The sequence below is a fragment of the Pseudomonas sp. THAF187a genome, from assembly GCF_009363395.1.
In the GTDB taxonomy this organism is placed as follows: domain Bacteria; phylum Pseudomonadota; class Gammaproteobacteria; order Pseudomonadales; family Pseudomonadaceae; genus Aquipseudomonas; species Aquipseudomonas khazarica.
Genome location: NZ_CP045349.1, coordinates 451,515 through 464,539, shown reverse-complemented (window position 1 = coordinate 464,539; position 13,025 = coordinate 451,515). Strand labels below are relative to the sequence as shown.

Sequence of the window (13,025 nt, the reverse complement as noted above, 5' to 3'; positions counted from 1 at the left end):
CACCGCCGTCACCGTGCCTGTCGTGGCAGGCCCGGCTATGGTTTCGATAGCCGGGCAAATACGACGGAAAGCCTTGGGCTGTGCCGCACGGGCAGCTATAATTTGCCGGTTTCACGCGACCGGCACTGCTCCGGTCGCTCCCGCCACCCGGTCGAGGGGCGCTGCAGCAAACCCGCATCACGCGGCTTTGTCAGGCTCGCCCGGGGCGTTATCCAAACGCATCAACGGCGCCCATTCGCAGACAACGAATGGAGAGTTACTGCATGAGCGCTTTCAACGACTACAAGGTCGCCGATATTTCCCTGGCCGACTGGGGCCGCAAAGAGCTGATCATCGCCGAATCCGAAATGCCGGCACTGATGGGCCTGCGCCGCAAGTACGCCGCCAGCCAACCGCTGAAAGGCGCGAAGATCCTCGGCTGCATCCACATGACCATCCAGACCGGCGTGCTGATCGAGACGCTCACCGCCCTGGGCGCCGAAGTGCGCTGGTCCTCGTGCAACATCTTCTCCACCCAGGACCAGGCCGCTGCCGCCATCGCCGCTGCCGGCATCCCGGTATTCGCCTGGAAGGGCGAGACCGAGGAGGAGTACGAGTGGTGCATCGAGCAGACCATCCTGAAAGATGGCCAGCCGTGGGACGCCAACATGGTGCTGGACGACGGCGGTGACCTGACCGAGATCCTGCACAAGAAATACCCGCAGATGCTCGAGCGCATCCACGGCGTCACCGAAGAGACCACCACCGGTGTGCACCGCCTGCTCGACATGCTCAAGGCCGGCACCCTGAAAGTCCCGGCGATCAACGTCAACGACGCCGTGACCAAGAGCAAGAACGACAACAAGTACGGCTGCCGCCACAGCCTCAACGACGCCATCAAGCGCGGCACCGACCACCTGCTGTCGGGCAAGCAGGCGCTGGTCATCGGCTACGGTGACGTGGGCAAGGGCTCGGCCCAGTCGCTGCGTCAGGAAGGCATGATCGTCAAGGTTTCCGAAGTCGACCCGATCTGCGCCATGCAGGCCTGCATGGACGGCTTCGAGCTGGTTTCCCCGTACAAGAACGGCCTCAACGACGGCACCGAGGCCAGCGTCGACGCTGCGCTGCTGGGCAAGATCGACCTGATCGTCACCACCACCGGCAACGTCAACGTGTGTGACGCCGGCATGCTCAAGGCGCTGAAGAAGCGCGCCGTGGTGTGCAACATCGGTCACTTCGACAACGAGATCGACACCGCCTTCATGCGCAAGAACTGGGCCTGGGAAGAGGTCAAGCCGCAGGTGCACAAGATCCACCGCACCGGCGCCGGCAGCTTCGACGCCGCCAACGACGACTACCTGATCCTGCTGGCCGAAGGCCGCCTGGTGAATCTGGGCAACGCCACTGGCCACCCGAGCCGCATCATGGACGGTTCCTTCGCCAACCAGGTGCTGGCGCAGATCTTCCTGTTCGAGCAGAAGTTCGCCGATCTCTCCGCCGAGAAGAAAGCCGAGCGCCTGACCGTGGAAGTGCTGCCGAAGAAACTGGACGAAGAAGTGGCCCTGGAAATGGTCAAGGGCTTCGGCGGCGTGGTCACTCAGCTGACCAAGCAGCAGGCCGATTACATCGGCGTGACCGTGGAAGGTCCGTTCAAGCCCGATACCTACCGCTACTGATCACAGCCACAAGCGGCAAGCCGCAAGCTGCTGGACGGGACCCGCTCCCCTTGCAGCTTGAGGCTTGCAGCTTGCCGCTGGGAAGGGAACCTTCTCCATGAGTCAAGAACGCCGTTACAGCTTCGAGTTCTTCCCGACCAAGACCGAAGCCGGGCACGAAAAACTGCTGAACGTGGCGCGCCAGCTGGCGAGCTACAACCCCGATTTCTTCTCCTGCACCTACGGTGCCGGGGGCTCCACCCGTGACCGCACGCTGAACACCGTGCTGCAGCTCGACGGCGAAGTGAAAGTGCCGACCGCACCGCACCTGTCCTGCGTCGGCGACAGCAAGGCCGAGCTGCGCGAACTGCTGACCCTGTACAAGGACGCCGGCATCAAGCGCATTGTCGCCCTGCGTGGCGACCTGCCCTCGGGCATGGGCATGGCCAGCGGCGAGCTGCGCTACGCCAACGAGCTGGTCGAGTTCATCCGCAACGAAACGGGCGATCACTTCCACATCGAAATCGCCGCCTACCCGGAAATGCATCCGCAGGCGCGCAACTTCGAGAGCGACATCGCCAACTTCGTGCGCAAGGCCAAGGCCGGCGCCAACAGCGCCATCACCCAGTACTTCTTCAACGCCGACAGCTATTTCCATTTCGTCGAGCGCGTGCAGAAACTGGGCGTCGACCTGCCGATCGTGCCGGGCATCATGCCCATCACCAACTACAGCAAGCTGGCGCGTTTCTCCGACGCCTGCGGCGCGGAGATCCCGCGCTGGGTACGCAAGCAGCTGGAAGCCTACGGCGATGACGTCGAAAGCATCCAGGCCTTCGGCCAACAGGTGATCAGTGAAATGTGCGAACGCCTGCTCGAGGGTGGCGCACCGGGCCTGCACTTCTATACGCTGAACCAGGCCGACCCCAGCCTGGCCATCTGGAACAACCTCAAACTGCCACGCTGAGGCAGTTCACCCGCAGGCTGCCTTCGGGCAGCCTGCTCGCGTCACACCCCGCCTTGCCGCCGAAGGATCGCCTGCCATGCTCAAACGCTCCACGATCAATGCCTCAGTCAGCCCCAAGGGCAGCCTGGAAACGCTCTCGCAACGCGAGGTGCAGCAACTGCGTGAAACCGGTTCGGGCAGCGTCTATCGCCTGTTCCGCCAATGTGCACTGGCAATCCTCAACACCGGCTCGCACAGCGACAACGCCAAGACCATCCTCGAGGCATACCCGGATTTCGAGGTGAAGATTCACCAGCAGGATCGCGGCATTCGCCTGGAACTGCTGAACGCTCCCGCCGACGCCTTCGTCGATGGCGAGATGATCGCCAGCACCCGTGAAATGCTCTTCAGCGCCCTGCGCGATATCGTCTACACGCAGAGCGAGCTGGAGAACAAGCGCATCGACCTGGACAGCTCGGAAGGCATCACCGACTACGTTTTCCACCTGCTGCGCAACGCTCACACGCTGCGCAGCGGCGTCGAACCGAAGATGGTGGTGTGCTGGGGCGGACACTCGATCAGCTCCGAGGAGTACAAGTACACCAAGAAGGTCGGCCATGAGCTGGGCCTGCGTGGCCTGGATATCTGCACCGGCTGCGGCCCCGGCGTGATGAAGGGGCCGATGAAGGGCGCCACCATCAGCCACGCCAAGCAGCGCAACCTCACCGGCCGCTACCTGGGCCTGACCGAGCCGGGCATCATCGCGGCGGAAGCGCCGAACCCCATCGTCAACGAGCTGGTGATCCTGCCGGATATCGAAAAGCGCCTGGAAGCATTCGTGCGCGTCGGGCACGGCATCATCATCTTCCCGGGCGGCGCCGGCACCGCCGAGGAATTCCTCTACCTGCTGGGCATCCTCACCCACCCGGACAACCAGGACCTGCCCTTCCCGGTCATCCTCACCGGGCCGAAGAGCGCCAGCACCTACCTGCAGCAGCTGCACGACTTCATCGGCGCGACCCTCGGCAAGGCCGCGCAGCAGCGCTATCGCATGATCGTCAACGACCCGGCCGAAGTGGCCCGCGAGATGGCGGTCGGGATCAAGGCCGTGCGCCAGTTCCGCCGGGAACGCAACGACGCCTTCCACTTCAACTGGCTGCTGAAGATCGACGAGAGCTTCCAGCATCCGTTCGAGCCGACCCACGACGCCATGGCCAGCCTCAACCTGACCCGCGAGCAGCCGCTGCATCAGCTCGCGGCCAATCTGCGTCGGGCCTTCTCCGGCATCGTCGCGGGCAACGTCAAGGAAAACGGCATTCGCCTGATCGAAGAGAACGGCCCGTACGAGATCAAGGGTGACGCCAGCATCATGGCGCCCCTGGACCGACTGCTGCAGGCCTTCGTCGAACAGCACCGGATGAAGCTGCCCGGTGGCACGGCCTACGAGCCCTGCTACCGCGTCGTGTCCTGAACGCGCCTGCCGGAGCGCACCCTTGCTGCGCCCCAGCCCCCTTGCCAAAGGGGGACTATGCTTAAGCCATGAGAGCAGTCGTACGCGTCGTCATTGGCCTGCAGCTGATGTGCTGCGTGGCCTTCGGCCTACGGGCCGAACCCTTGCGCCTGGTCACCGAGGCGTGGCCGCCTTACGTCTACGAGGAAAACGGCCAGCCGACCGGGCTCGACTACGAGATCACCCGCGAGGTGCTGCGCCGCCTGGGCCGCGAGATGCAGTTGCAGTTCATGCCCTGGAAACGCTGCCTGCTGGCCATGCAGCAAGGGCAGGCCGACGGCATCCTGGACGTCTTCTACCACCCGTCGCGCGAAGCCAGCATGCAGTTCGCCTCGGAGCCGCTGAGCGACATCGAGTTCGTGCTGTTCTACTCGCGCAGCCGACCCTTCCGCTATCGCCACATCGACGACCTGCGCGGTCTGGTGATCGGCATCTCGGCAGGCTACTGGTACAACGACGACGCGTTTCGCACCGCGCAGACCTTCCGCCGCGAAGAAGGCCCCAGTCACGAGGCCAACATCGGCAAGCTGGCGCGCCATCGTGTCGACTTGGTGGTGAACGATCGTCGCACCGGCATGTTCCTGGCCAACCGCCTGGGGCTGGGCCGCAAGATCAGCTACAACGCGACGCCGGTCGGCCAGGACAATCTCTACCTGGCACTCGCCAGGACAGCGGAGCTGCGTACCCTGGCCCAGGCCTTCAGCGAGGAGCTGCGCCGCTTCAAGGCCGAGCCGGCCTATGCCGAGCTGCAGGCGCGCTACGCCGAATCGCCCGGCGCCGACGAAGCCTCCACGCCGTGAACCAGCCGACAGGCTGGTGGATGCGCAACGCGCAAGCTCTGTTATACTCGGGCCTTCCCGCCAGGCTTGCGCCCGGATGCTGGTTCTCGGAAGCCAGCAGTACCGGACGGGATCATGCCCCCCACGCGTGATTCAAGCCAGGCAATATCACCCCATAGGGCCACGCCCTCACTACGTACAGGATTGCCCATGTCCTTTGCTTCCCTCGGTCTCTCCGAGGCTCTAGTCCGTGCGATCGAATCCGCCGGCTATACCCAGCCCACTCCGGTGCAACAGCGGGCCATTCCCGCCGTGTTGCAAGGTCGCGATCTGATGGTGGCGGCCCAGACGGGCACGGGCAAGACTGCAGGTTTCGCCCTGCCGATTCTCGAACGCCTGTTCCCGGCCGGCCATCCGGACCGCGAACAGCGCCATGGCCCGAAGCAACCGCGCGTGCTGGTGCTGACGCCCACCCGCGAGCTGGCTGCCCAGGTGCATGACAGCTTCAAGATCTACGCCCGCGACCTGAAGTTCGTCAGCGCCTGCATCTTCGGTGGCGTCGGCATGAACCCGCAGGTCCAGGCACTGGCCAAGGGCGTCGACGTACTCGTCGCCTGCCCCGGCCGCCTGCTCGACCTCGCCGGCCAGGGCAGCGTGGACCTTTCCCACGTGGAAATCCTGGTACTGGACGAAGCCGACCGCATGCTCGACATGGGCTTCATCCATGACGTCAAGAAGGTGCTCGCGCGCCTGCCCGCGCAGCGCCAGAACCTGCTGTTCTCGGCGACCTTCTCCAAGGACATCACCGATCTCGCCGGCAAACTGCTGCACGATCCCGAGCGCATCGAGGTCACGCCGCCGAACACCACCGTCGAGCGCATCGAGCAGCGTGTGTTCCGCCTGGCCGCCAGCCACAAGCGCGCACTGCTTGCGCACCTGATCACTCAGGGTGCCTGGGAACAGGTGCTGGTGTTCACCCGTACCAAGCACGGTGCCAATCGCCTGGCCGAGTACCTCGACAAGCATGGCCTGCCGGCTGCCGCGATCCACGGCAACAAGAGCCAGAACGCCCGCACCAAGGCCCTGGCCGACTTCAAGGCGAACAAGGTACGCATACTGGTCGCCACCGATATCGCCGCCCGCGGCCTGGACATCGACCAACTGCCGCACGTGGTCAACTTCGAGCTGCCCAATGTCGAGGAGGACTACGTTCACCGCATCGGCCGCACCGGCCGTGCCGGACGTAGCGGCGAGGCCATCTCGCTGGTCGCCCCGGACGAGGAGAAGCTGCTCAAGAGCATCGAGCGCATGACCAAGCAGAAGATCCCCGATGGCGATCTGATGGGCTTCGATGCCAGCACCGTGGAGGCCGAGCGCCCCGAGGCGCGCGAACCACGCCAGCCGCGCAACGCCGGCCAGAAGAAGCAGAAGGCCGAGTCCGGCGACAAGCCCAAGGGCGAGCACCAGAACGGTGGCCGCAAGGACAAGGGCAAGGACGGCGGCAAGGATCAGAAGGCCAAACCACAAGGGCAGAAGCGCCGCCGCGGACAACGCAGCGGCACTGGCCAGGGCCAGCCTGCTGCGGCGATTCCAGCCCTGCCGCCAGATCGTGATCCGGAAGAGTTCCTCGACGACGATATCGACAACTTCGGCAACCGCGTCGACTACGTCAGCCCGGCCCAGAACAAGCAACAGGGCCGTGGCCGTCGTTCGGGTGGCAATCCCGGTAACGGTGGTACCCAGCAGGGTCAAGGCCAGCGCCAGAGCAACAAGGGCCCGCGCAGCAACAATGGCGGTGGTGCCGGCAATGGCGCCAACAAGAACCGTCGCCAGGGCAGCGGCCAGGGCCAGGGGCGCAACGGTGCCAACCGCGGCCGTGGCCGCGCTGCCCATGACGGCCGCGTCACCTCGCTCGACCGCGACGAACTGCCGCGTGCAGAGGCTGCCGTGCGCAGCCCGCGCGACAAGCAGCCAGTCATCATGCACAAGAGTTCGCGCCTGGACCGCTTCCCCACGGCCGAGCAACTCGATGAGCTGAGCAACAGCAACCGCCCTCGCGGCGAGAAGCCGGCACTGCTGACGCGCAACCGCGACGAGTAAGCGCCGACGCAGCAACGAAAACGCCGCCCCTGAGGGCGGCGTTTTCGTTTAGGGGAAAGGCGAGTGGATCACCACCCCTCTCCCCCTCGGGCCCTTCCCCATGAATGGGAAAGGGCCATCGGACGGCCGCTGGCTAGCGGCCGCCTTCCTTACTGGCGAACGCCTTCGATCGAGATGATCAGCTCGACGGTCTCCGAAGCCGGGCCGAGGTCCATGGCGATGTCGAAGTCCTTCATCTTCAGGGTCGTGGTGCCTTCGAAACCGGCGCGGTAGCCGCCCCACGGGTCCTTGCCTTCACCGATGAACTTGGCCGCGATCACCACCGGCTTGGTCACGCCGTTGAGGGTCAGGTTGCCGGTGACGTCAGCGGTGCCTTCACCGGTGGACTTGACCGAGGTGGACTCGAAGGTCGCGGTGTCGTGCTTGCTGGCATTGAGGAAGTCGGCACTGCGGATGTGCTTGTCGCGCTCGGCGTGGTTGGTGTCGACGCTGGCGGTCTTCAGGCTCACGCTGACCTTGCTGGCCTCGGGGTTGGCGGCGTCGAAGCTGAACTTGCCGTCGAAATCCTTGAAGGTGCCGTACAGCCAGCTGTAGCCCAGGTGGCTGATCTTGAAGTTGACGAAGGCGTGCTGGCCTTGCTTGTCGATGGCATAGTCGGCCGCCATGGCCTGCCCGCCGATCAGGGCGGAACCCAGAACCAGTGTAGCGAGGGCATTCTTCAACATGGGTGTTCTCCTTGCGAGGTTGTCGATCTAGGTGGGCCTTGGCCCGATGATGAATAGCTTCAGCGCCCGAACATCCGCAGCAGGGTGCTGTCGCGGTCGATGAAATGGTGCTTGAGTGCGGCCAGGCCGTGCACGACCGCGAAGATCACCAGGCCCCAGGCCAGGTATTCGTGGATATCACCGGCGATATCTTCCTGGTGCTCAATGCCCGTCAGGGTGGCGGGCACGCTGAACAGCCCGAATACCTCGATACCACGGCCATCCGCGGTGGAAATCAGGTAACCGGAGACCATCACGCCGAACAGGCCCAGGTAGAGCGCGGCATGGCCCAGCTTGGAGGCCAGGCGGGTGAGCGCGCCATGGTTCTCCAGCGCCGCCGGCGCCGGGTTGAACAGGCGCCACAACACGCGCAGCAGCATGGTCGCGAACAGCAGGATGCCGATGCTCTTGTGCAGATCAGGCGCACTCTGGCGCCAGGGGTCGTAATAGCTGAGCCCGACCATCCAGAAACCGAGGGCGAAGAGGCCGAACACGGCCAGCGCCACCAACCAGTGCAACAACACGCTGACCAGACCGTAACGAGCAGAGGTATTACGCCATTGCATGGGGACTTCCTGATTCAATTTCCGAGCAAGACTAACGGCAAATATATCGATTTAAAGCGGAAAATTTCGCTATGAAACATCGAGAAATGCGATAGCTCATTTCCATGCCTTCAAGCCGATCGGATTAGTGCGCCGCCGCTGCCGCAAAGTTCGCAAGCATGGCTACAGGCGGCGCAAAACACCGGACCAGCGGCAGTTTCCATCCCCGCGCGCGCCTTCTGGTAGGCTGTGCCGCCGAACAGCGGGAGATTTCTCATGAGCCAGAACGACCATTGGATGCAGCGCGACCTCGACGTGCTGTGGCACCCCTGCACCCAGATGAAGGATCACGAACGCCTGCCGCTCATCCCCATCCGCCGCGGCAAAGGCGTCTGGCTGGAGGACTTCGACGGCAAGCGCTACCTGGATGCGGTCAGCTCCTGGTGGGTCAACGTCTTCGGCCACGCCAACCCGCGCATCAACGCGCGCATCCGCGAACAACTGGACAGCCTCGAGCACGTGATGCTGGCCGGCTTCAGCCACGAACCGGTGGTGGAACTGTCCGAGCGCCTGGTGCGCCTCACGCCCGCGGGCCTGAACCGGGTGTTCTACGCCGACAACGGTTCCTCGGGCATCGAGGTGGCGCTGAAGATGAGCTTCCACTACTGGCTCAACAGCGGTGCGCCGGCCAAGAAGCGCTTCGTCACCCTGACCAACAGCTACCACGGCGAGACGGTCGCGGCGATGTCGGTGGGCGATGTGTCGCTGTTCACCGACACCTACCGCGCCCTGTTGCTCGACACCCTCAAGGTGCCGACCCCTGACTGCTACCTGCGTCCCGAGGGCGTGAGCTGGGAAGCGCACTCGCGCAGCATGTTCGCCCACATGGAACAGACCCTGGCCGAGCATCACCACGAAGTCGCTGCGGTGATCGTCGAGCCTCTGATCCAGGGCGCCGGCGGCATGCGCATGTACCACCCGGTCTATCTCGAGCTGCTGCGTGACGCCTGCAACCGCTACGGCGTGCACCTGATCGTCGACGAGATCGCGGTGGGGTTCGGCCGTACCGGGACGATGTTCGCCTGCGAACAGGCCAACATCACCCCGGACTTCATGGTGCTGTCCAAGGCGCTCACCGGCGGCTACCTGCCGATGGCAGCCGTACTCACCACCGACGATGTCTACGCGGCGTTCTACGACGACTACGCGACCCTGCGTGCCTTCCTCCATTCGCACACCTACACCGGCAACCCGCTGGCCTGTGCGGCGGCGCTGGCGACCCTGGACATCTTCGAGCAGGACAACGTGATCGAGGCCAACAAGGCCCTCGCCACGCGTATGGCCAGCGCCACCGCGCACCTGGCCGAACACCCGCACGTGGCCGAGATCCGCCAGACCGGCATGGCCCTGGCCATCGAGATGGTGCAGGACAAGGCCAGCAAGACCGCCTACCCCTGGCAGGAGCGACGTGGCCTGCGCGTCTATCAGCATGCCCTGCAGCGTGGCGCGCTGCTGCGTCCGCTCGGCAGCGTGGTGTACTTCCTGCCGCCCTACGTGATCACCCCCGAGGAAATCGACTTCCTCGCCGAGGTGGCCAGCGAAGGGATCGATATCGCCACCCGTGAATCGGTCAGCGTGGCGGTGGACAATCGCTTCCCCGATCACCGCGATCCAGGCTAGCGACGACGGCCAGCGGCAAGTAACAGCGCAGAGGCGCAGTGCTTTACACTTGCCGCTTCGAACTTGTCGCTCAGTAGCTATTCATATGCGCCTATCCCGCTTCTTCATCGACGCCCCGCTCTCCCTCGGCCAGCACGAGCTGCCCGAGGCCCAGGCGCACTACATCGGCCGGGTGCTGCGTCATGCCGTGGGCGATGCCGTGCAGCTGTTCGACGGCAGTGGCTGCGAGTACCTGGGCGAGCTGATCGAGGTGGGCAAGAAAAGCGTGCGCGTGGAGCTGCGTGAGGCCCTCGATGGCCTGGCCGAGTCCGCGCTGCGCATTCACCTCGGGCAAGGCCTGTCACGCGGCGAACGCATGGACTGGGCGATCCAGAAAGCCACCGAGATGGGCGCGACGGAAATCACCCCCATCGTCTCGACGCGCTGCGAAGTGCGCCTGAAGGACGAACGGGCCGACAAGCGCATGGCCCACTGGCGCCAGGTGGCGATCAGCGCCTGCGAACAGTGCGGCCGCTCGGTGCTGCCGGTGATCCACCCACCGCTGGAGCTGGCCGCCTGGCTGCAACAGACCGAAGCCGATCTGAAGCTGGTGCTGCACCCGGTCGCCGCACCGCTGCAGAGCCATGAGCGGCCAGACGATCTGGCCTTCCTGATCGGGCCGGAAGGCGGCTTGAGCGATGCGGAAGTGGAGCAGGCCATGCAAGCCGGCTTCCACGCAGCACGCCTGGGACCGCGCGTTCTGCGCACGGAAACGGCGCCAGTGGTGGCCCTGAGCGTCGCCCAGCAGCTGTGGGGCGACCTCCAGGCGTAAAATGTCGCCTTGGCGTAACAAAATGTGACCTCAAGAGATTGCAAGCCGAGCAGTCTTTGTCATGCTCTGCGCGCCGCGTGCGCGACCTGCTTTACCAGCGACCTGCGCCCGGCCGAGGCCGGCGCCCCGCTGCGTCGTTCCTCTTCCAATAACAAATCAACGGGCTTCGGCCCCGCCCAAAAGGCGGCCGCATGCCCAGGAGCATTGCATGAACGAACTGGTCTCGACCCTCAACGGTCTGGTCTGGAGCCCGGCGCTGATCTATCTATGTCTCGGCGTTGGTCTCTACTTCTCCCTTCGCGGCCGCTTCCTCCAGGTCCGCCACTTCAAAGAAATGATCCGCCTGATGTTCACCGGCAAGACCGATGAGCACGGCATCTCCTCCTTCCAAGCACTGACCATGACCCTCGCCGGTCGCGTCGGTACCGGCAACATCGCCGGTGTGGCCACCGCCATCACCTTCGGCGGCCCGGGTGCGATCTTCTGGATGTGGATGGTTGCCTTCCTCGGCGCCAGCTCGGCGTTCGTCGAGTCCACCCTCGGCCAGGTGTACAAGGAAAAGCTCAACGGTGAATACCGTGGTGGCCCGGCCTTCTACATCGAGAAGGGCCTGGGTCTGAAGTGGTACGCCTGGCTGTTCGCCGTGGTCACCGTGTTCGCCTGCGGCCTGCTGCTGCCGGGCGTACAGGCCAACTCCATCGCCTCCAGCGCGCAAACCGCATTCGGCATCGACCCGAACGTGACCGCTGCCCTGCTCGCCGTCCTGATCGGCCTGATCATCTTCGGTGGCGTCAAGCGTATCGCGCACTTCACCCAGGTGGTGGTGCCGTTCATGGCGCTGGGCTACATCCTGGTCGCCCTGGTGATCATCCTGCTGAACATCGAAAAGCTGCCGGAAGTGATCGCTCTGATCTTCCGTAGCGCCTTCGGCCTCGAAGCCGGTTTCGGTGCCATCATCGGCATGGCTATCCAGTGGGGCGTGAAGCGCGGCGTCTACTCCAACGAAGCAGGTCAGGGCACCGGCCCGCACGCCTCCTCCGCGGCAGCCGTCAGCCACCCGGCCAAGCAGGGCCTGGTACAGGGCTTCTCGGTCTACATCGACACCCTGTTCGTCTGCTCGGCGACTGCCTTCATGCTGCTGATCACCGGTCAGTACAACGTACAGGCTCCCGATGGCAGCGCGCTGTTCACCGGTATCGCTGGCGTCGCCGCCGGCCCGGGCTACGTGCAGACCGCGATGGAGAACATGATGCCCGGCTTCGGTAACGCCTTCGTTGCCATCGCCCTGTTCTTCTTCGCCTTCACCACCATCCTGGCCTACTACTACATCGCCGAAACCAACATTGCCTACATCAACCGCAAGGTGAAGCGTCCGATCCTCACCCTGCTGCTGAAGTTCGGCATCATCGCGGCCACCGTATACGGCACCGTGCGCAGCGCCACCGTTGCCTGGGACCTGGGTGACCTCGGCGTGGGCCTGATGGCCTGGCTGAACATCATCGCCATCGTGCTCATGCACAAGATCGCCTACAAGTGCCTGAAGGACTACGAGCAACAGCAGGACGAAGGCAAGGACCCGGTGTTCCACCCGGAAAAACTCGGCATCAAGAACGCCGACTACTGGGGTAGCCACACCTCGGAAGACAATCTGGAAGAAGAAAAGAAAGCCGAAGCTGCAGAGGCTAACGCGCAGCGCTGATTGCGCTCGCTGACGGCATAAAAAAGCCCCGGCCATGTGCCGGGGCTTTTTCGTTGGGGCCTGCTGCGCCTTGCAGCGCGACTCAGATCAGGCCGGCATCGTCCAGCATCTGCTCCAGGGCCACCAGATCCGGAATCCGCACCACCTCATCGGCAATGCGTGCGGCGCCCAGCTCGAGCGGCGCCAGCTCGACATCGGCCGCAGCCAGGTCACTGCCGACCTTCAGCGAGCGGGGAATGCCCTGCACCAGCAAGGCAATGAACTTGACCTTGGGGCGACCGCCCAGTGCGTTGATCACCGCGACCCGCGCTCCGCTGGCGACCTGCGCCTGGCCACCACTGGCGGCCTCGAAGGAGAACAGCGGCAGGCTCAGGTCACGCCAGGCGATCTGGCCGAGAAACCACGCCGGCGCACCTTCGCTCACCTGGGGCGCGCGATAGGGAATCAGCTCGGCGACCGCCACGTTGGGTAGCAGCAGGGTGCGGTCGGCCAGCGGCACCAGCAACCCGGTGAGGTTGGCTGCACTGTTCTGGGTGGCGACGGCTTGACTCATGAAAACG

General features: G+C 64.5%; 11 protein-coding genes and 1 riboswitch. Of the genes, 8 read left to right on the top strand and 3 right to left on the bottom strand.

Annotation, left to right across the window (positions count from 1 at the left end):
- Nucleotides 1–147 precede the first annotated feature (147 nt).
- Nucleotides 148–240, top strand: a riboswitch (S-adenosyl-L-homocysteine riboswitch).
- Nucleotides 241–263: 23 nt separating this feature from the next.
- The 5 genes from ahcY (at nt 264) to FIV02_RS02155 (ending at nt 6,966) form a co-directional block, all read left to right on the top strand.
- Nucleotides 264–1,655 (top strand): adenosylhomocysteinase, encoded by a 1,392-nt coding sequence (gene ahcY / locus FIV02_RS02175; protein WP_037050104.1) that lies wholly within the window; start codon nt 264–266, stop codon nt 1,653–1,655.
- A gap of 97 nt (nt 1,656–1,752) precedes the next feature.
- Nucleotides 1,753–2,598, top strand: coding sequence for a methylenetetrahydrofolate reductase [NAD(P)H] (metF, locus tag FIV02_RS02170; protein WP_152487655.1), 846 nt, complete (start codon nt 1,753–1,755; stop codon nt 2,596–2,598).
- A gap of 76 nt (nt 2,599–2,674) precedes the next feature.
- Entirely contained in the window at nt 2,675–4,048 is a 1,374-nt protein-coding gene (gene ppnN / locus FIV02_RS02165) for a nucleotide 5'-monophosphate nucleosidase PpnN (protein WP_152487654.1), read from the top strand.
- A 68-nt stretch (nt 4,049–4,116) separates the two neighbouring features.
- Complete coding sequence (locus FIV02_RS02160) at nt 4,117–4,887, top strand: ABC transporter substrate-binding protein (RefSeq protein ID WP_047591634.1); 771 nt, start codon at nt 4,117–4,119, stop codon at nt 4,885–4,887.
- Nucleotides 4,888–5,076: 189 nt separating this feature from the next.
- The gene (locus tag FIV02_RS02155; protein ID WP_152487653.1) at nt 5,077–6,966 is read left to right on the top strand and encodes a DEAD/DEAH box helicase; all 1,890 of its coding nucleotides are present in this window, start codon (nt 5,077–5,079) and stop codon (nt 6,964–6,966) included.
- A 149-nt stretch (nt 6,967–7,115) separates the two neighbouring features.
- Here the strand turns inward: FIV02_RS02155 and FIV02_RS02150 are convergent, their stop codons facing one another.
- Both FIV02_RS02150 and FIV02_RS02145 read right to left on the bottom strand, forming a co-directional pair.
- Complete coding sequence (locus FIV02_RS02150) at nt 7,116–7,691, bottom strand: YceI family protein (protein ID WP_152487652.1); 576 nt, start codon at nt 7,689–7,691, stop codon at nt 7,116–7,118.
- A 59-nt stretch (nt 7,692–7,750) separates the two neighbouring features.
- On the bottom strand, nt 7,751–8,296 hold the full coding sequence (locus tag FIV02_RS02145) for a cytochrome b (RefSeq protein WP_037050118.1): 546 nt from the start codon (nt 8,294–8,296) through the stop codon (nt 7,751–7,753).
- A 255-nt stretch (nt 8,297–8,551) separates the two neighbouring features.
- On the opposite strand from FIV02_RS02145, the gene FIV02_RS02140 reads away from it, so the two are divergent.
- The 3 genes from FIV02_RS02140 (at nt 8,552) to FIV02_RS02130 (ending at nt 12,465) form a co-directional block, all read left to right on the top strand.
- Complete coding sequence (locus FIV02_RS02140) at nt 8,552–9,955, top strand: adenosylmethionine--8-amino-7-oxononanoate transaminase (protein WP_037050121.1); 1,404 nt, start codon at nt 8,552–8,554, stop codon at nt 9,953–9,955.
- Between the two features lie 85 nt (nt 9,956–10,040).
- Nucleotides 10,041–10,766, top strand: a complete 726-nt coding sequence (locus FIV02_RS02135; protein WP_152487651.1) for a 16S rRNA (uracil(1498)-N(3))-methyltransferase — start codon at nt 10,041–10,043, stop codon at nt 10,764–10,766.
- 208 nt (nt 10,767–10,974) lie between these two features.
- Nucleotides 10,975–12,465, top strand: a complete 1,491-nt coding sequence (locus FIV02_RS02130; protein WP_152487650.1) for a sodium:alanine symporter family protein — start codon at nt 10,975–10,977, stop codon at nt 12,463–12,465.
- An 82-nt stretch (nt 12,466–12,547) separates the two neighbouring features.
- Here the strand turns inward: FIV02_RS02130 and FIV02_RS02125 are convergent, their stop codons facing one another.
- Entirely contained in the window at nt 12,548–13,018 is a 471-nt protein-coding gene (locus FIV02_RS02125) for a chemotaxis protein CheW (protein WP_047589664.1), read from the bottom strand.
- Nucleotides 13,019–13,025: the final 7 nt, after the last annotated feature.